This window comes from Nocardioides aestuarii, assembly GCF_039527245.1.
Lineage (GTDB): Bacteria > Actinomycetota > Actinomycetes > Propionibacteriales > Nocardioidaceae > Nocardioides > Nocardioides aestuarii.
On the sequence record NZ_BAAAJT010000002.1, the window covers coordinates 162412 to 180499 of the forward strand.

21 protein-coding genes are annotated in these 18088 nt (G+C 71.3%); 9 read left to right on the plus strand and 12 right to left on the minus strand.

All coding sequences use genetic code 11. The annotated features are described in order from the left end of the window. Nucleotides 1-7: 7 nt before the first annotated feature. Nucleotides 8-1735 carry a DEAD/DEAH box helicase gene (locus tag ABD091_RS00895; RefSeq protein ID WP_343915223.1) on the minus strand — a complete coding sequence of 576 codons (1728 nt, stop codon included), beginning with the start codon at nt 1733-1735 and terminating at the stop codon, nt 8-10. 68 nt (nt 1736-1803) lie between these two features. Here ABD091_RS00895 and ABD091_RS00900 point away from each other — a divergent pair, with 68 nt between their 5' ends. Both ABD091_RS00900 and ABD091_RS00905 read left to right on the plus strand, forming a co-directional pair. Next, nucleotides 1804-2229, plus strand: coding sequence for a PaaI family thioesterase (locus ABD091_RS00900; protein WP_343915224.1), 426 nt, complete (start codon nt 1804-1806; stop codon nt 2227-2229). Nucleotides 2230-2239: 10 nt separating this feature from the next. Further along, nucleotides 2240-2545 carry a hypothetical protein gene (locus tag ABD091_RS00905; RefSeq protein WP_343915225.1) on the plus strand — a complete coding sequence of 102 codons (306 nt, stop codon included), beginning with the start codon at nt 2240-2242 and terminating at the stop codon, nt 2543-2545. Between the two features lie 10 nt (nt 2546-2555). Here ABD091_RS00905 and ABD091_RS00910 read toward each other — a convergent pair whose 3' ends face one another. After that, nucleotides 2556-3290, minus strand: coding sequence for a sulfite exporter TauE/SafE family protein (locus ABD091_RS00910; protein WP_343915226.1), 735 nt, complete (start codon nt 3288-3290; stop codon nt 2556-2558). After that, nucleotides 3287-5956 carry an aconitate hydratase AcnA gene (gene acnA, locus ABD091_RS00915; RefSeq protein ID WP_343915227.1) on the minus strand — a complete coding sequence of 890 codons (2670 nt, stop codon included), beginning with the start codon at nt 5954-5956 and terminating at the stop codon, nt 3287-3289. Before acnA ends, ABD091_RS00910 begins: the two co-directional genes overlap by 4 nt. 176 nt (nt 5957-6132) lie before the next feature. Here acnA and ABD091_RS00920 point away from each other — a divergent pair, with 176 nt between their 5' ends. From ABD091_RS00920 to ABD091_RS00930, 3 genes are read left to right on the plus strand one after another with little or no spacing between them, the layout of a single operon-like run. Further along, on the plus strand, nt 6133-6681 hold the full coding sequence (locus ABD091_RS00920) for a GNAT family N-acetyltransferase (RefSeq protein WP_343915228.1): 549 nt from the start codon (nt 6133-6135) through the stop codon (nt 6679-6681). 4 nt (nt 6682-6685) lie between these two features. Beyond that, nucleotides 6686-7318 carry a transcriptional regulator gene (locus tag ABD091_RS00925; protein WP_343915229.1) on the plus strand — a complete coding sequence of 211 codons (633 nt, stop codon included), beginning with the start codon at nt 6686-6688 and terminating at the stop codon, nt 7316-7318. A 14-nt stretch (nt 7319-7332) separates the two neighbouring features. Beyond that, on the plus strand, nt 7333-7998 hold the full coding sequence (locus ABD091_RS00930) for a hemerythrin domain-containing protein (RefSeq protein WP_343915230.1): 666 nt from the start codon (nt 7333-7335) through the stop codon (nt 7996-7998). Between the two features lie 7 nt (nt 7999-8005). Here the strand turns inward: ABD091_RS00930 and ABD091_RS00935 are convergent, their stop codons facing one another. From ABD091_RS00935 to ABD091_RS00950, 4 genes are read right to left on the minus strand one after another with little or no spacing between them, the layout of a single operon-like run. After that, entirely contained in the window at nt 8006-8356 is a 351-nt protein-coding gene (locus tag ABD091_RS00935) for a hypothetical protein (protein ID WP_343915231.1), read from the minus strand. A gap of 38 nt (nt 8357-8394) precedes the next feature. Further along, complete coding sequence (locus tag ABD091_RS00940; protein WP_343915233.1) at nt 8395-9894, minus strand: AAA family ATPase; 1500 nt, start codon at nt 9892-9894, stop codon at nt 8395-8397. 21 nt (nt 9895-9915) lie between these two features. Beyond that, nucleotides 9916-11046, minus strand: a complete 1131-nt coding sequence (locus tag ABD091_RS00945; protein WP_343915234.1) for a class I SAM-dependent RNA methyltransferase — start codon at nt 11044-11046, stop codon at nt 9916-9918. Beyond that, nucleotides 11043-13091: an APC family permease gene (locus ABD091_RS00950; protein WP_343915235.1), complete on the minus strand. Its 2049-nt coding sequence runs from the start codon at nt 13089-13091 to the stop codon at nt 11043-11045. Before ABD091_RS00950 ends, ABD091_RS00945 begins: the two co-directional genes overlap by 4 nt. Nucleotides 13092-13168: 77 nt before the next feature. Here ABD091_RS00950 and ABD091_RS00955 point away from each other — a divergent pair, with 77 nt between their 5' ends. Both ABD091_RS00955 and ABD091_RS00960 read left to right on the plus strand, forming a co-directional pair. Then, nucleotides 13169-13816, plus strand: coding sequence for a potassium channel family protein (locus tag ABD091_RS00955; protein ID WP_379189209.1), 648 nt, complete (start codon nt 13169-13171; stop codon nt 13814-13816). Nucleotides 13817-13820: 4 nt separating this feature from the next. Further along, nucleotides 13821-14492, plus strand: a complete 672-nt coding sequence (locus tag ABD091_RS00960) for a potassium channel family protein (protein ID WP_343915237.1) — start codon at nt 13821-13823, stop codon at nt 14490-14492. On the opposite strand, the gene ABD091_RS00965 is transcribed toward ABD091_RS00960, so the two are convergent. Genes ABD091_RS00965 through dut form a run of 4 tightly spaced genes read right to left on the minus strand, consistent with a single transcriptional unit; the run spans nt 14475 to nt 16724 of the window. Next, nucleotides 14475-15194, minus strand: coding sequence for a DUF3159 domain-containing protein (locus ABD091_RS00965; protein ID WP_343915238.1), 720 nt, complete (start codon nt 15192-15194; stop codon nt 14475-14477). The genes ABD091_RS00960 and ABD091_RS00965 overlap by 18 nt on opposite strands. A 23-nt stretch (nt 15195-15217) precedes the next feature. Then, complete coding sequence (locus tag ABD091_RS00970; RefSeq protein ID WP_343915240.1) at nt 15218-15580, minus strand: OB-fold nucleic acid binding domain-containing protein; 363 nt, start codon at nt 15578-15580, stop codon at nt 15218-15220. A 9-nt stretch (nt 15581-15589) separates the two neighbouring features. Further along, nucleotides 15590-16255 carry a DUF3710 domain-containing protein gene (locus tag ABD091_RS00975; protein ID WP_343915241.1) on the minus strand — a complete coding sequence of 222 codons (666 nt, stop codon included), beginning with the start codon at nt 16253-16255 and terminating at the stop codon, nt 15590-15592. Between the two features lie 19 nt (nt 16256-16274). Beyond that, nucleotides 16275-16724, minus strand: coding sequence for a dUTP diphosphatase (gene dut, locus ABD091_RS00980; RefSeq protein WP_343915242.1), 450 nt, complete (start codon nt 16722-16724; stop codon nt 16275-16277). 44 nt (nt 16725-16768) lie between these two features. On the opposite strand from dut, the gene ABD091_RS00985 reads away from it, so the two are divergent. Then, a complete protein-coding gene (locus ABD091_RS00985) occupies nt 16769-17251 on the plus strand; it encodes a DUF3093 domain-containing protein (protein ID WP_343915243.1) in 483 nt (160 codons plus the stop codon). A gap of 19 nt (nt 17252-17270) precedes the next feature. Then, nucleotides 17271-17597, plus strand: a complete 327-nt coding sequence (locus tag ABD091_RS00990) for a DUF4235 domain-containing protein (protein WP_343915244.1) — start codon at nt 17271-17273, stop codon at nt 17595-17597. Between the two features lie 76 nt (nt 17598-17673). On the opposite strand, the gene ABD091_RS00995 is transcribed toward ABD091_RS00990, so the two are convergent. Further along, nucleotides 17674-17964, minus strand: coding sequence for a DUF4193 domain-containing protein (locus ABD091_RS00995; protein ID WP_343915245.1), 291 nt, complete (start codon nt 17962-17964; stop codon nt 17674-17676). Nucleotides 17965-18088 lie beyond the last annotated feature (124 nt).

Here is an 18088-nt window from a genome sequence, read left to right on the forward strand (position 1 = left end):
GGAGCCGTCAGTCGCGGTGCTTCTTCTTGTAGGGCTTCCGGGCGCCCTTCGGGCCGCCGGTGTCGCGGCGCAGCTCGATCAGCTTGCCGGAGATCCGGGTGTCGGCGAGCCGCTGCTCGGCGCCCCTCGGCAGCTCCGCGGGCAGCTCCACGAGCGAGAAGTCGGGGCGGATCGAGATCTTGCCGAAGTCCTTGCGGTGGAGGCCGCCCTCGTTGGCGAGCGCGCCGACGATCTGGCGCGGCTCGACCTTGTGGCGCTTGCCGACCGCGATCCGGTAGGTCGCCATCGGCACCCCGTCCGGGTGGCCGCCTGCCTGACGGGGGCCGCGCTCGCGGTGCTCGTCGCGGTCGGGGCGCTCACGACGGGCCGGGCGCTCGGGCTCCGGCTCGAGCAGCAGCGGGGTCTCCCCCTGGAGCACGACCGCCAGCGCCGCGGCGACGTCCACCTCGGGGACGTTGTGCTCGCGCACGTAGTGGCTGACGACGTCGCGGAAGAACGCGACGCGCTCGGTCTCGCCGAGCGCCTCGGAGATCCCGTCGTCGAAGCGCGCGAGCCGGGTGGTGTTGACGTCGTCGACGGTCGGCAGCTGCATCTGCGTGAGGGACGTCCGGTTGTTCTTCTCGATCGAGCGCAGGAGGTGACGCTCGCGCGGCGTCACGAATGAGATGGCGTCACCGCTGCGGCCGGCGCGACCGGTGCGACCGATCCGGTGGACGTAGGACTCCGGGTCGGTCGGGATGTCGTAGTTGACCACGTGGCTGATCCGCTCGACGTCGAGGCCGCGGGCGGCGACATCGGTGGCGACGAGGATGTCGAGCTTGGCGTCCTTCAGCTGGCCGATCGTGCGCTCGCGCACCTGCTGAGGCACGTCGCCGTTGATCGCCGCGGCGGAGAAGCCACGCGCGCGCAGCTTCTCGGCGAGCGTCTCGGTCTCGTTCTTGGTCCGGACGAAGACGATCATGCCCTCGAAGTTCTCGACCTCGAGGATGCGCGTCAGAGCGTCGACCTTCTGGGGGTAGGAGACCGTGAGGTAGCGCTGGGTGATGTTGGTGGCGGTCGCGGTCTTGTTCTTGACCGTGATCTCGTCAGGGTCCTTGAGGTACTTCTTCGAGATCCGCCGGATCTGGGCCGGCATGGTGGCCGAGAAGAGCGCGACCTGCTTGTCCTCGGGGGTGTCGGCGAGGATCGTCTCGACGTCCTCGGCGAATCCCATATTGAGCATCTCGTCGGCCTCGTCGAGCACGAGGAACCGGAGCTCGGTGAGGTCGAGGGTGCCCTTCTCGAGATGGTCCATGATCCGGCCCGGGGTGCCGACGACGATGTGGACGCCGCGGCGCAGGGCGCTGAGCTGCACGCCGTAGCCCTGGCCCCCGTAGACCGGCAGCACCTTCACGCCGGGCATGTGGGCGGCGTAGCGCTCGAAGGCCTCGCAGACCTGGAGGGCGAGCTCCCGGGTCGGGGCGAGGACGAGCGCCTGGGGCGACTTCTGCTTCAGGTCGAGGCGCGAGAGGACCGGCAGCGCGAAGGCCGCGGTCTTGCCGGTGCCGGTCTGGGCGAGGCCGACGATGTCGCGCCCCTCGAGCAGCGTCGGGATGGTCGCCGCCTGGATCGGCGACGGGGTCTCGTAGCCCACGTCACGCAGTGCGTCGAGCACGCGGTCGTCGAGACCCAGCTGGTCGAACGGGGTCAGGTTCTGCGTCTCGTCGGGCTGCGAGTCGGGCGTGGGGTCAGGCATGGGGCCAACGGTAGGCCCAGCGGACAGCCCGGCGGGATTCCTCGCCGGGCCGGACTAGGGTGCTCGACGTGGATCGACAGACCGACGACGTGACCTCCAGCCCCGCTTTCGACGCCTCCTTCGCCGTCGTCGCGCCCCTGCGCGACTCCATGGCGATGACCTTCGACCGGATGGACGGCGACGGCATCGACGCCTCGTGGAGCGTGGGTCCGGACACCCACCAGCCCTACGGCATCGTCCACGGCGGGGTGCACGCGATGGTCGTCGAGGGACTCTGCAGCATGGCCGCGGCGCTCTGGCTCGGTGACGACGGCAGGGTCGTCGGGGTGAGCAACACCACGGACTTCTACCGCGCCGTCACCGAGGGGCGGCTGACCTCCGTGACCCGCCCCGTGCACCGCGGCCGCTCCCAGCAGGTGTGGACCGTCGACACGACCGACGCCGACGGCAGGCTCGTCGCCCACGGCCAGGTCCGGCTCCAGAACCTGCGTTGACAGACCCCTGATGGACCTCGACGACGTCGCCGCCCACGCCGAGTCGCTGACCGGCGTGAAGCGGAAGGGGCACCCCGGTCGGGTGGCGTGGTACGTCGACAACCGGCTCGTCGCGCGCCAGGAGGACGAGCGCTTCCTGCTGGTGCGCAGCGACTTCGACGCCCGCGAGCAGCTCGTCGCGGATCACCCCGGGACGTTCTCGGTCGCCCCTCCCCTCGAGGCTCACATGAAGGTGCTCGCCGACCTCGAGCTCGGCGACGCCGACGCGATCCGCGGCGCGATCACCGCGGCGTGGGAGCTCCAGCGCCGCTCGTGACCACGGCGCGCTACCCGGAGGCCAGGGAGACGACGAGCAGCACCGTCGCCGACGTCCCGCAGACGGCCAGCACCCAGGTCCGCACCCGCTGCGCGGGCACGCGGCGACGTACGGGGCGGGCGAGGAGGTAGCCGGCGACGAGCAGGGGCGCGAGGACGAGCGCGAGCAGCAGGACGTCGAGGCGCAGCTCTCCCGCGACCCCGAGCCCCAGCAGGCTGATCCCCGCACCGATCGCGAAGTAGGCCGCAAGCGTCGGGCGCAGCACCCGCGGCTCCGCCCGCTGGTAGAGGATCGCGAGCGGCGGGCCCCCGATGGAGGTCGCCGTGCCGGCCACCCCGGAGACGAGACCCGCGACCGGCAGGGTGATCCGGTTCACCGGCAGCGTCACCGTGCGCGCCGTCAGCGCGACGCTGAGGAGCACCATCAGGGCCACCGCGATCCCGACGACCCGGTCGGGCGCCGTCGCCACCACCCACACGCCGAGGCCGGTGCCGACCACCCGGGGCGGGAGCGCCCACGCGAGGCCGCGCCAGTCGGTGCCGCGGTGCTCGGTCGCGACGGTCTGGAGGGCCATCAAGAGCGCCAGCCAGAGCATCAGCTCGGGGACCAGGGACGGCGAGACCAGGCTCGCGACCGGCGCAGCGACGAGGCCGAGGCCCAGACCCACCGTGCCCTGGACGACCGCGCCGACGAGCAGCGCGGTCGCCAGGACCATCAGGACCCAGGCCTCGACCCCGAGGATCACCCGCGCAGCAGGTTGCGCAGGACGAACTGCATGATGCCGCCGTTGCGGTAGTAGTTCGCCTCGCCGGGGGTGTCGATGCGCACGACGGCGTCGAACTCGACGTCGCCGGCCTTCACCTTCACGGTGCGCGGCGTGGTGCCGTCGTTGAGCTCGGTGATGCCGGTGATCGAGAAGCTCTCCTCACCGGTCAGCCCCAGGCTCTCGGCCGACTCGCCCTCGGGGAACTGGAGCGGGATGACGCCCATGCCGATCAGGTTCGAGCGGTGGATCCGCTCGTAGGACTCGGCGATGACCGCCTTCACGCCCAGCAGCGCGGTGCCCTTGGCGGCCCAGTCGCGCGACGACCCGGAGCCGTACTCCTTGCCGGCCAGGACGACCAGCGGCGTACCGGCGGCCACGTAGTTCTCGCTCGCCTCGAAGACCGAGGTCTGTTCGCCGCCCTTGGTGAAGTCGCGCGTGACGCCACCCTCCGTGCCCGGGGCCAGCTGGTTGCGCAGCCGGATGTTGGCGAACGTGCCGCGGATCATGACCTCGTGGTTGCCGCGGCGAGAACCGTAGGAGTTGAAGTCGCGCTGGTCGACGCCGTGCTCCTGCAGGTAGCGCCCCGCCGGGCTGTCCTTCTTGATCGCACCAGCCGGGCTGATGTGGTCGGTGGTGACCGAGTCGCCGAGCTTGAGGAGCACGCGGGCGCCGTCGATGTCGGTGACCGCCTCCGGCTCCTCGGGCATGCCCTCGAAGTAGGGGGGCTTGCGGACGTAGGTGGACTCCGCGTCCCACTCGAAGGTGTTGCCCTCGGGGGTCTCCAGCGAGCGCCAGCGCTCGTCGCCCGCGAAGACGTCGGAGTAGGAGTCGCCGAACATGTCGGAGTTGACCGCCTCGGCGATGACCCGCTCGACCTCGTCGGGCGCGGGCCAGATGTCCTTGAGGAAGACGTCGTTGCCGTCGGTGTCCCGGCCCAGCGGGTCGTTGAACAGGTCGACGGTCATCGAGCCGGCCAGCGCGTAGGCGACGACCAGCGGCGGCGACGCGAGGTAGTTCATCTTCACGTCGGGGTTGATCCGACCCTCGAAGTTGCGGTTGCCCGAGAGCACCGAGGTCACGGCGAGGTCGGCGTCGTTGACGGCCTGGCTCACCTCGGGGATGAGCGGGCCCGAGTTGCCGATGCAGGTGGTGCAGCCGTAGCCGACGAGGTTGAAGCCGAGCTTGTCGAGGTAGGGCGTCAGGCCGGACTTCTCGTAGTAGTCGGAGACGACCTTGGAGCCGGGGGCGAGCGTGGTCTTCACCCACGGCTTGCGGGCCAGGCCCTTGTCGACGGCGTTCTTGGCGAGCAGCGCCGCACCGATCATCACGCTCGGGTTGGAGGTGTTGGTGCAGGAGGTGATCGCCGCGATGGTCACGGCGCCGTGGCCGATCGTGACCTCCTGGCCGTCGAGCGAGAAGGTCGCGGTCGCCGACTTGTCGTCGGTGTAGTCGCCGAGCGCCTTGTCGAACTCGGTGCCCGCCTTGGTGACCTCGACCCGGTCCTGCGGCCGCTTGGGGCCGGCGAGCGACGGGACGACGGTGGCGAGGTCCAGCTCGAGCCTCTCCGAGAAACGCGGCTCGGCACTCGGGTCGTGCCAGAGGCCCTGCTCCTTGGCGTATGCCTCGACGAGCGCGATCTGCTCCGGCGTACGGCCGGTGAGCTCGAGGTACTTCGTGGTCTCCTCGTCGATCGGGAAGACCGCGATGGTCGAGCCGAACTCCGGGCTCATGTTGCCGATGGTGGCGCGGTTGGCCAGCGGCAGCGCGGAGACGCCGGGGCCGTAGAACTCGACGAACTTCCCGACCACGCCGTGCTTGCGCAGCATCTCGGTGATGGTCAGCACCAGGTCGGTGGCGGTCGAGCCCTCGGGCAGGTCGCCGGAGAGCTTGAAGCCGACCACGCGCGGGATCAGCATGCTGACCGGTTGTCCGAGCATCGCGGCCTCGGCCTCGATGCCGCCGACGCCCCAGCCCACGACGCCGATGCCGTTGACCATGGTCGTGTGGGAGTCGGTGCCGACGCAGGTGTCGGGGTAGGCCTGCAGCTCACCGTCGACCTCGCGGGTGAAGATCGTGCGCGCGAGGTGCTCGATGTTGACCTGGTGGACGATGCCGGTGCCCGGCGGGACGACCTTGAAGTCGTCGAAGGCGCCCTGGCCCCAGCGCAGGAACTGGTAGCGCTCCTTGTTGCGCTCGTACTCGATCTCGACGTTGCGCTCGAAGGCGTCGGCGGAGCCGAAGACGTCGGCGATCACGGAGTGGTCGATCACCATCTCGGCCGGCGCCAGCGGGTTGATCTTCGTCGCGTCGCCACCGAGCTCGGCCATCGCCTCGCGCATCGTCGCGAGGTCGACGACACACGGGACGCCGGTGAAGTCCTGCATGATCACGCGGGCGGGCGTGAACTGGATCTCCTTGTCGGGCTGGGCATCGGCGTCCCAGCCGGCCAGCGCCTTGATGTCGTCGGCCGTGATGTCCGCGCCGTCCTCGGTGCGGAGCAGGTTCTCGAGCAGGACCTTGAGGCTGTAGGGCAGCGAGTCGACGTCGAGCCCCTCCCCGGTCACCGCGTCGAGCCGGAAGATCTCGTAGTTCTGGTCTCCGACGCTGAGCGTGCTCTTCGCTCCGAAGCTGTCCTGGCTCGCCATCTCGTCTCCTCGATCGGGGCTGGTGGTCGTCTGCGGACGTCTGCCGTCCATCTTGCCGCCGCGGCCCAGCCCCGTGGAAGTGAGGCGAGCCTTACCGACGCACAAAGTCTCTTGACGTCAAGATACATCACCGAATCCCGTGGCGCGAGCCCGACCCGCTGCCTACCCTCCCTGTCGTGACGATCCCGGGACCCGAGCTCACTCCCCCGACCCCTGCCCTCGCCGAGCAGGTGCTCGGCTGGCGCAGCCACCCGGAGGTCCTGCGGTGGTTCCTGATGCAGGAGGTCGATGCCGACGAGGTGCGCGACTGGTTCACGTCCTACGACGGGACCGACGGGCACCTCGTCGTGGCGACGCTGGACGGGAGGGCGGTCGGCACGGCCAGCGTCCGGGTCGCCGACGGGATGGGTCAGCAGGGGCACGAGCCGGAGTTCGTGCGGCGCGAGGGCTGGATCGGCTACACCGTCGACCCGGCGTACGCCGGACGCGGCGTGGGCACGGCCCTGGCCCGCGACGCGCTGGCGAACGCGTTCGGCCGGCTCGGGCTCCGTCGCGTGCAGGCCGGCTGCTTCGCGGCCAACACCGCCTCCTGGAAGGTGATGGAGAAGCTCGGCATGCGCCGAGAGCAGCACGGCGTGAGGGACTCCTTCCACGCCGAGCACGGCTGGGTCGACGGCTACACCTACGCGATCCTCGCCGAGGAGTGGGAGCAGGGAGGACACTGACCGGGTGACCACTCCCCCGGACCTGCTCGTGCTCCACGCGGTCCGGCTCCTGGGCTTCGGCCCGGCGGCGCGGGTCGCCGCGCGCTTCGACCTCGACCCCGATCTCGTCGGCGAGCTGCTCGAGGACCACCGCGCGGTCGGACTGGTCGCGTGGTCGGCCTTCGGCGACACCGAGGGCTGGTCGCTCACCGAGCGCGGTCGTGCCGCTGGCGAACGTCGACTCGCGGCGGAGCTCGACGCGACCGGCCGCCGCGACCTGGCGCGACGGACCTACCTCGACTTCCTCGACCTCAACGCGCGGCTGCTCCGGGCGGTCACCGACTGGCAGACCAGGCCCGTGGTCGGCGACCCGTTCGCCGCCAACGACCACCACGACCTGCGCTGGGACCGTCGCGTCCTGGCGACCCTCGGCGAGCTCGGCTCCCTCCTGCGACCGGTCATGACGCCCCTGGCGGTGGCACTGCCGCGCTTCGCGGGCTACGACGAGCGCTACGCCGCGGCGCTGTCGCGCGCCGAGGCCGGCCAGCCGCACTGGGTCGACGGCATCGGCATCGACTCCTGCCACACGGTGTGGTTCCAGCTGCACGAGGACCTGATCGCGACGCTGGGAATCGCTCGCGGCAACGAGCCGGCCTGAACTACCGTCGGCCCATGCCCGTCGACACCCGGATGAACGGCATCATCCACGCCGCCCTCCGCCGCGACCTCGACCGCGCGGCGGTCGTCCTGGCCGACGGGCCCGGTCCCGACCGCCTGCGCGCGGTCGGTGAGCACGTGGTGTGGCTGATGGACTTCCTGCACACCCACCACACCGGCGAGGACGAGCACCTGTTCCCGATGCTGCGTCGCAACAACCCTGCGCTCGGCGACCTCCTCGACGACATGGAGTCGGAGCACGCCGCGATCGCCGGCGCCGTCACCGTCCTCCGCGACACCGGCGGGCGTGCCGCCCGCGGCGAACCTGTCGCGGCCGACCTCGCCGAGGCCGTGGCCGCGCTCCGGGTCGTCCTCGACCCCCACCTCGAGCACGAGGAGCGTGACCTCAGCCCGGCCGTCCCGGGATCGGTCACCGAGGAGGAGTGGGCGGCGTTCGAGAAGTCCAACACCTCCGGCTCCCGTCCACCCGAGCTCGCCTTCGTCGGCCACTGGATGCTGGACAACCTCGACGTCGCCGGCACCACCGTCGTCAGGAGCAAGGTGCCCGCGGTGCCGCGGTTCATCATGCTCCGCTTCCTGGGCGGTCCCTACCGCAAGCGCTCCGAGGCGTGCTGGGGCGGGACCCCCGCGGCCCAGCTCAAGTCCGAGCCGCTGGTCTGAGACCCGCTCAGCCCGACGTCCGGTCCAGCAGCTGGAGCAGGTCGTGGGCGGCGAGCTCGACGTCCTTGTGGCGCCACTCCGAGGCGCGGTAGACGCAGGCGATCAGAGCGGTGCGGTGGACCCGCCTGAAGTCGCCGAAGACGAACGCGTGGCGCGCCTTGGTCTCGTCGTTGGCGCCCTCGGTCAGGCCGAGGTGCCAGGCGGCGTAGTCCTCCCAGGAGTGACGCTCGAGGTAGGCGTTCTGCGCCTCGGCGTCGGGCTGCACCTCGCCCCAGTCGCTGTCGAGGACGTACTGGCGTCCCTCGATCAGCGTCCGCGCGTGCTCGATCGCCGCGGGGTTCACCGAGTAGGTGGCCATGGTGACACCCTGTCACGCGCGGGCCGTGCACGCGCCACTCAGAAGCCCAACACCTTGCCGATCGCGGAGAAGAAGGCGTCGAAGACCTTGGCAATCGGGTTGCTCGGACCGTCCGTGCTGGACTTCTGCCAGAACAGGGGGACGGATCCGTCGAACTCCTCGTCGATCAGTGGTGTCCTTCCCCAGAGGTAGGGCCAGAACACCTCGGTCCGGTTGACGCCGACGACCAGGCGCGAGTCGAACCCCATCACCAGGTGCTGCTCCATCCTGGTCGACCCGCCTTCCGGGTTCGTCGCGACGACGTCGCCCGTGCCCTGCACGATCAGGCTGCCAGTGCCGGCGAACATGATGTAGCGCACCTGCCACGTGGCCAAGCAGTGGATGCCCCAGCGCCACCGCGTCTCGAGCGTCGGCGCACCGACAACGCCAACGACGTGCCGGGGACGCATCACCACCCCTGGGTGGTCCTCGAAGTCGATGCGCATCAGGTAGGCGTCGGGGTCGCTCGGCGTCGCGAGCGTCGCCTTGGTGATGCTCCCGTCACCAGTGACCCGGCTGAGCCCGAAGAGCCCGGCCGCGAAGCTGATGAAGGGCGCCGACCAGTCGTACAGGAGCCGGCTGCGGATGGGTCCCTGCACGGGGCGGACGTGCTCCGACCGCGCCGACAGCACCTCACCGGCGCGTAGCCGGACGGTCAGGGTGCGCTCGGCAGTGGTGGTGCGCAGGAGGGCGGTCTCGCCCCCCGAGCCCTCCGCAAGGTGGATCGGTCGGTGCGCCCGAGCGACCAGCGGCATCAGGACGAAGTAGCTGAAGGTCCGCAGCAGGCCGGGCGCGAGCACGATGAGCAGGGCCGTCCAGAGCAGCCACCTCCACGACTGGGCCCACAGGCTGACGACCCGGCCCGACCACGAACCCTGCGCCTCCCGCAGGCGGTCCTCCTCCGCCATCGCCTGGGCGAGCTCGGACTCGGTGTTGTCGATCTCCCGCTGGTCCGCGGCGAGGCCGCCGTCCTCCCCCAGCCGTTCGAGCTTCTGCTCGCTGGTGAGCTGCGGGTCTGCGAGGACGGCTGCGGTGTCCTCGGCCTCGCCGAGGGTCCTCTCGAAGGTGGCGAGTGCCTCCTCGGCCGAGTCCAGTGCTCTCTGTGCGTCCTCGCACGGATTGGGGCCGATCGGCGACACCTGCTCGGGCACGCGCTCCAGTCGGGTACAGATCTTCTCGCGCCGCTCGCCGACCACGGCCGCCTGGTCCGTGACCCTTCGGCGTCCCGCCTCCACCTCGGCGATGACCTCAGCCTGCAGGGACTCCGTGGCACGACCCTGGGCCTCGGCGTAGGTCCGCTCGAGCTCGGCAAGGTCGGCCTCGAGCCCCGCGCGCTCCTGCGCCACCTCGGCCAACCGGTCGCGTTTGGCCTCGGCTTGCTGCAGCGGCGGGACCACCACCGAGACCAGCACGAGGCCGAGGAACAGGGAGAGCACGACCGCTGCGACCAGGCCCAGCTTCCTCAGGAGGAAGCCGAGGACTGCCGAGACCAGACGCACCCGCGCGACTCTAGTGGGGCCTCAGCGCGCTCCGGGGCCGACTCGCGTCAGCAGTGCCACGCACTCGACGTGGTGGGTCATGGGGAAGAGGTCGAAGGCGCGCAGTCCACTGACGGCATAGCCGTGCTCGGCGAAGATGGCGACGTCGCGGGCCAGCGCGGCCGGGTCGCAGGCGACGTAGGCGACGGCGCGTGGCGCGCGGTCGACGACCTGCTCGACGACCTTCCGCTTCGCTCCCTCCCGTGGCGGGTCGAGGACGACGAGGTCGAAGGGCTCGTCGTAGGCCGTCGCGAGGACGCGGTCGACCGGGCCCGCAGTCACGTCGGCGCGCTCCCCCACGTTGAGGCGCGCGTGGCGGCACGCCTCGCGGTCGGCCTCGACGGCCGCGACCCGCCCGCCGGTCCGCTCGGCGACGAACGTCGCGAACAGGCCGACGCCCGCATAGAGATCGAGCACCGACTCGCCGGGTTGCGGCGCCAGCAGCTCGAGAACCGTCGACACCAGCGCCTCCGGGGCGCCGGGGTGGACCTGCCAGAACCCGCCCGGCGCGACCGAGAACGACCTGCCGAGCACCACGTGGTCGGCGTCGGCCGGGGCCTCCAGCAGGCACTCGTCCACCGCGACGACGTCGTGGGAGCGGTGCTTGCGCATGCCGAGGCGGCCGTCGGGAAGCTCGACGTAGCGCTGGCGGGTGCGCCACCGCAGCCCGTCCTGGTCACCGGGGACGGCCTCGACGGTGACCGGCAGGTCGAGCCCCGCGAGCCGGGTCAGCTGCTCGCGCACGACCGCCGCCTTGAGCGCGCGCTGGGCGAGGAGGCCGACGTGCTGGAAGTCGCAGCCCCCGCACGCGTCCGGTCCGGTGTAGGGACAGGGCGGCTCGACCCGGTCGGCCGACGGCTCGTGGACCTCGACGGCGTCCGCACGCCAGAACCGGTCGCCGTCGGACCCCTCGGTCACCACCAGGTCGACCACCTCGCCGGGGAGCGCGTGGCGGACGAAGACGACCCTGGTCTCGACGGGCTCGACCGACGGGTCGGTCACCACCCGGGCGACACAGTGCCCGCCGTGGGCCACGGGACCGATCTCGGCGCGGAACGTCTCCCCCACCCGGGAACGGCCCCGCTGCCGGCGCTGCCGCGGGGCGCGGCTCATCGGCCGATCTGTCCGTTGCGTGATCGGTCGCCCACGCGGCCGCGACGGACGTCGCCCGACCGGATGGCGGTGTCCTCCCGCAGGGCGCGCTCCCTCGCGATCTGGGAGGAGCGCAGCTGGTAGGGCACCGAGATGACCATGACGCCGGGCGAGAACAGCAGCCGTCCCTTGAGGCGCAGCGCCGTCTGGTTGTGGAGCAGCTGCTCCCACCAGCGGCCGACGACGTACTCCGGGATGTAGACCGCGACCACGCCCCGCGGGTTGGCCTTGCGGATCTCGGCGGCGTACTCGGAGATCGGCCGCACGATCTCGCGATAGGGCGAGTGGAGGATCTTGAGCGGGACGCCGAGGTTGCGCTGGTCCCAGTCGGAGAGCAGCCGGTTGGTCGCCGCCGTGTCAGTACCGACGTAGACCGCTTCGAGGATGTTGGGACGCGACGCCTTCGCGAAGGCCAACGCCCGCAGCGTCGGCTTGTGGAGCTTGCCGACCAGCACGATCGCGTGGACGCGGGTCGGCAGGACCTTGTCCTCCTCGTCGGCCGCGAGCTCCTCGGCGACGTTGGCGTAGTGGCGGCTGATGCCCTGCATCACCGCGAAGAAGGCGACCATCGCGAGGATCGTGATCCACGCGCCGGCGAGGAACTTCGTGATCAGCACGATCACGAGCACGACCGCGGTCATGCCGAGGCCGAAGGTGTTGATCGCCCGCGACCGCATCATCCGGCGCCGCTCTGCGGCGTCGTGCTCGTGCTGGAGGTGGCGCGTCCAGTGGCGGATCATGCCGAGCTGGCTGAGGTTGAAGGAGACGAAGACGCCGACGATGTAGAGCTGGATCAGCTTGGTCGTCTCGGCGTCGAAGATCCAGATCAGCAGCCCCGCCATGACCGCGAGAAAGATGATGCCGTTGCTGTAGGCCAGCCGGTCGCCGCGCGAGCCGAGGGCCCGCGGCGCGAGCCCGTCCTGGGCGAGGATCGAGCCGAGCACCGGGAAGCCGTTGAAGGCCGTGTTGGCGGCGAGCACCAGGATCACGCCGGTGACGGTGGTGACGAAGTAGAACCCCGGCGGGAAGTCGGCGAAGACCCCGTTCGCGATCTGGGAGATGAGCGGATGCTGCTCGTAGCCCGCGGGCAGCGCTCCCCCGCCGGCGGCCCGCAGCCGGTCGAGCTCGTGGGGATCGACGTAGCGCACCCCCATCTGCTGGGCGAGCACGATGACGCTCATCATCATCGAGATCGCGATCAGGGCGAGGAGCAGCAGCGTGGTCGCGGCGTTGCGGCTCTTGGGGCGCCGGAACGCCGGCACCCCGTTGGAGATCGCCTCCACGCCGGTGAGTGCCGCACAGCCCGACGAGAACGCGCGCGCCAGCAGGAAGACCAGCGCGACCTGGGTCAGCGGGCCCTCCCAGCCCTCGGCGGGCTCGATCTCCAGCCCGGCGCTCTCCGCCGGCGGCAGCGTCCCGCCGAGGAGCTGGAGCAGCCCGAAGAGGCACATGCCGAGGATCGCGGCCATGAAGAGGTAGGTCGGGACCGCGAAGAAGGTGCCCGACTCGCGTACGCCGCGCAGGTTGAGGGCGGTCAGGACGACGACCGCGATCAGCGCCGCGAACGCCTCGTGGCCGATCAGCGCGGGGATCGCGCCCGCGGCGTACTGCGCGGCCGAGGAGATCGACACCGCGACCGTCAGGACGTAGTCGACCAGCAGCGCGCTGGCGACGGTGACGCCCGCGTTGCGGCCGAGGTTGACCGTGGCCACCTCGTAGTCACCACCGCCGGACGGGTAGGCGTGGACGGTCTGGCGGTAGGACGCCACGACGGTGAGCATGACGAGCGCGACGGCGATCCCGATCTTCCACGACCAGACGTAGGTCGACGCGCCCGCCGCGGCGAGCATGATGAAGACCTCGTCAGGCGCGTAGGCCACCGACGAGAGGGCGTCGCTGGCGAACACAGGGAGCGCGATCTTCTTGGGGAGCAACGTCTCACCGAGCTGCGAGCTTCGCAGCTTGCGACCCAGAAGGATCCGCTTGGAGACGTCGCCGACACCCACGTCGGGAAAGGCTAGACCCTGACCACCCGTGCGCGCGCATCGTCTGGGATAACGTTCGTGTCGTGCACGTCGTGATCATGGGCTGCGGCCGCGTCGGCTCGACCCTTGCCCGGAGCCTCGAGGAGCGCAACCACACCGTCTCCGTCATCGACAGCGAGCCCGACGCCTTCCGGCGCCTCGGCCCGTCGTTCAACGGCGACAAGGTCACCGGGATCGGTTTCGACCAGGAGGTCCTGGAGAAGGCCGGCATCCGGCGCGCCGACGCGTTCGCGGCGGTCTCGAGCGGTGACAACTCCAACATCATCGCTGCGCGGGTCGCGCGGGAGACCTTCGGCATCGAGCAGGTCGTCGCCCGGATCTACGACCCCGGCCGGGCGGAGGTCTACCAGCGCCTCGGCATCACCACCGTCGCGACGGTGAAGTGGACCGCCGACCAAGTGCTCCGTCGGCTGCTGCCGGTCGGGGCCGAGCCCGACTTCCGCGACCCCTCGGGGACGATCCGGGTCGACCAGGTGCCGGTGCCCGAGAAGTGGATCGGCCACCGCACCATCCACCTGCAGGAGCAGTCGAAGGTGCGCATCGCCTGGATCGACCGGCTCGGCGAGGGCATGCTGCCCACCCGCGAGACCGTGATCCAGGAGGGCGACCTGCTCCACCTCGTCATGCGCGAGGAGAACGCCGCCGGCGCCTACGCCGTCTTCGAGCGCGGACCCGAGGAGAACTGACGCCATGAAGGTCGCCATCGCAGGAGCCGGGGCCGTCGGCCGCTCCATCGCCCGCGAGCTGATCGGCAACGGTCACCAGGTCCTGCTCGTCGACAAGGACCCCGGAGCCATCAAGCCCGAGCGGGTGCCCGACGCCGAGTGGCTCCTCGCCGACTCCTGCGAGATGTCCTCGCTCGAGGAGGCACGGCTCGACCAGTGCGACGTCGTCATCGCCGCGACCGGCGACGACAAGGTCAACCTCGTGACCTCGCTGCTCGCGAAGACCGAGTTCGGCGTCCCCCGCACGGTCGGCCGGGTCAACCACCCGAACAACGAGTGGCTCTTCTCCGAGGCGTGGGGCGTCGACGTCAACGTCTCGACCCCGCGCATCATGTCGGCGCTGGTGGAGGAGGCGGTCACAGTCGGCGACCTCGTCCGGCTCTTCACCTTCCGCCAGGGCAACGCCAACCTGGTCGAGCTCACGCTGCCGGAGGACTCGCCCTACGTCGGGAAGCCGGCCGGGCTGATCCCCTTCCCGGAGAACTGCGCGCTGGTCACGATCCTGCGCGACGGGCAGGTCTACACGCCCGACGCCGAGGAGCCGGTCGAGTCCGGTGACGAGCTGCTGTTCGTCGTCAGCGCGGACGTCGAGAACGATCTCGAGCGGCTGCTCGCGCCCTCACTCCACGGCGGCTGAGGATCCCTTGATGGGCGTGTGGTTGCGGGCCAGCAGCCACACCATCGCGGCCAGCGCGGCGAGCTGGAGCGGCCAGCCCAGGCCGATCTTCATGACGCCCAGCAGCGCGATGGCGGTGTCGGCGTCGATCGAGCCGGAGCGACCGCCGAGGTAGACCGGCGCCTGGAGCGCCGCGCGCACGACGCAGGGCAGCACCAGCAGCCAGGTGAGGCGGGTGCACAGTCGGACGACCTGGCGGTCCTCGTGCCACGCCGTCGGGTCACCGGTGACGCTGCCGACCATGAACCCGACCAGCGGCCACCCGATGATGCAGGTGAGGCCCATGACCACGGCGTAGCCGGCGTTGTAGAGGATCCCCGGCAGGAAGTAGGCGAGCGCCTGCTCCTCGCCCGAGGCGCCGCCGCGCGCCGCCATCGTGACGAACAGCCAGCCGATGCCGATGCCGACCAGCGCGTTGACGACGAACTGGACGGTGGAGCGCTGGACGAGCCGCACCACGAGCAGGACGAGAGCGGCCGCGATGCTGACGACGAGCGCCACCTGGAGCTCGTGGACGATCAGCCAGACGGCGGTGAAGAGGATCGTCGGGACAGCGGCCTCCGCCATGCCGCGGCGGCCGCCGAGCGCCTTGGACAGCTGGGCCCGGACGACCTGCTCGACCGTCTCGGCGTCGGCGTGCGGTCGCTCCACCGGCTCGTCCACGGGGGATTCCTGGTCGTCGGCGCTCACGGCAGCAGCTCGTAGCGCGGGTTGTACATGGTCCGGACGCCCTCGAGGCGTCCGATCCGGCCGGTGACCCGCATCGAGCGGCCCGGCGAGATCCCGGAGATCCGGCGCCGGCCGAGCCAGATCACGGTCAGCACGCCCGAGCCGTCCTCGAGCTCCGCCTCCAGGGCGGGTACGCCGCCGCGAGGGCGCAGCGTGATCGTGCGCAGCGACCCCTGGACGGTCACCGGCACCCGGTCAGGCGCCTCCTCGATCGTCACCGCCGCCTTCTGCCCGAGGTCGCGGCGCAGGTCGCGCGCGTGGGCCTCGGACACGTTCGCCCACCGGCTCAGGCTGCGTCGCAGCCGGCTCTTCTCGCCCACGTCCGGGTCTCAGCCGTCGAGGGTGCCCTGGCCGGGCGCGCCGACCCGGCGAGCCTGCTCAGGGAGCACGACCGGGAGCGGGTCGCCGACCGGCATCGCGTGGTCGCCACGACGTACGGCCAGGCGCGCCAGCGCGTCCTCCCACACACCAGCGGCCTCCGGTTCGACGGCCGGCTTGCCGAGGAAGGTCGCGCGGACCATCCAGCGCGAGCCGTTGATGCCGACGATCCGCGAAGGCTGCTGGCCGGTGCGGCCGTCGGCGGTCTTCACGGTGAGCTGGCAGACCAACTCGGTGCCGAACCGCCCCTCGCGCTCGGTCGCGGTGCCGCCGCGGCGGGCCATGTCGGCCGCCAGCTGGGGACGGACCTCGCTCCACAGGTCGCCGTTGCGCGGCGCGGAGAAGGCGCGCAGCTCGAGCGCACCGTCGGCGCCGGCGAGCAGCACGGACTGGACCTGCTGGGTCTTCTCGTCCACCTGGATCCGCAGCTCGCTGCCGGGGACCGGCGGCACCAGCATCGATCCGAGGTCGACCCGCTGGACGCCGTCGTCGCCGAGGTCCTCGGCGTCGTAGGGTCCGGGCTCGGCGGGAGCGGTCGGCTCGTCGGCCCCGTCCGTGGGCCTGGTCTCCGCCTGGGGGGTCTCGGCTGCCTCGCGCGCCTTGCGACCGAACTTCACGTCATCTCCTCCGGACCGGTCAGGAACGACCGAATCCTCCAGTAGAACCGTAACCCCCCTCACCCCGCGCGGACTCGGCGAGTGCCTCGACCTCGGTGAACGCGGCGCGCTCGAACCGCTGGACGACGAGCTGGGCGATCCGGTCGCCGCGACGCAGCTCGACCGGCTCGACCGGATCGTGGTTGATCAGCATGACCTTGATCTCGCCGCGGTAGCCGGCGTCCACCGTGCCCGGGGTGTTGACGATGGAGAGCCCGTGGCGGGCGGCCAGGCCCGAGCGGGGGTGGACCAGCGCGACGTAGCCGTCGGGCAGCGCGATCGCGATGCCGGTCGGGACCATCGCCCGCTCCCCCGGCCGCAGCGTGACGTCGACGGTCGTCAGCAGGTCGGCGCCGGCGTCCCCCGGGTGGGCGTAGGCCGGCAGCGGCAGGTCGGGGTCGAGGCGGACCACCTGGATCTCGAGAGGCACGGCCGGTGACACTACCCGCCGGCCCGGCTCCTAGGATCTGGCCCGTGGAGACGCAGTACGCCGAGCGGCTGACCGTGCCGCTGCGGTGGTGGGTGCAGGGCACGATGCTCGTCGTCAGCCTGTGGCTGGCGACCGTCGTCGCGCTCCCCGGGATCGTCGCGTGGACCGTGACCGCGGTCGGTCTCGCCCTGATGGCGGCGGTGCTGCTCTCCTACGGCGCGGCCCGGATCGAGGTCGGCGAGAGCCGGTTGCGGGCCGGGCGTGCCGGCATCGAGGTGCGCCACCTCGGCGACGCGACGGCGCTCGACGCCGACGCCGCCCGCCGGCTCGCGGGCCGCGACGCCGACGCCCGGGCCTACCTGCTGCTCCGCCCCTACCTCAAGCGCGCGGTGCGGGTCGACCTGCACGACCCGGCCGACCCCGCGCCCTACTGGCTGCTGTCGACCCGGCACCCCGACGCGCTCGCGCAGGCGATCGCGACCGCCCGCGGTCCGGTCGCACCCCAGGGTGGACCGGCCGCCGACTGACGCGGGCTAGGGTCGGGGCATGGCGAAGAAGAGCTCGGACAGTTCCAAGGTGTGGTCGGCCATGTCGCTGGTCGCGGTCCTCGGGGCTGCTGCGGTGACCAAGAAGGCCCTCAACACCTCGTGGAAGGCCGCCACCGGCAAGACGCCGCCGGCCAACCCGGCCGATCCCGACGTCGACGTGATGGAGGCCGTGGCGTGGGCGGCCATCAGCGGCGCCCTGATCGGCCTCGCCCGGATGGCGGCCGCACGCCGCGCCGCCGGCTACTACGCGAAGTCCACCGGGCAGCTGCCGCTCGAGCTGCGCAAGGACCGCGACGACCCCGACGCCCCGGCACCGACCAGCTGAGGGCCACCCCGGACGCGACGACGCCGGCCACCCCACGGGGTGGCCGGCGTCGTGCCGTTCGTCGGTGAGGACGCGCTCAGACGCAGTCCTTGCAGATCATCTTCTTCTCGTCCGCGAGCTGGCTGCGGTGGTGGACCAGGAAGCAGCTCATGCAGGTGAACTCGTCCTCCTGCTTGGGCTTCACCTCGACCGCGAGCTCCTCGTGGGACAGGTCCGCCCCGGGCAGCTCGAACGACTCGGCGGCCTCGGCCTCGTCCTCGTCGACCTTGCCGGAGTTCTTGTCGTGACGACGCGCCTTGAGCTCTTCGATGCTCTCCTCGGACTGGTCTTCCTCGTTCTTGCGAGGTGCGTCGTAGTCGGTCGCCATCTCTGCTCTCCACTCCCCATGAAAACTCGTCGTGTGCCGCCGCTCGGCGCCACAGTGTGCACCATCAGCGATCAACCGTGCACACCGGTTCGACGGGTGGCCGTCGAGCCGTCGCGTGAACAGT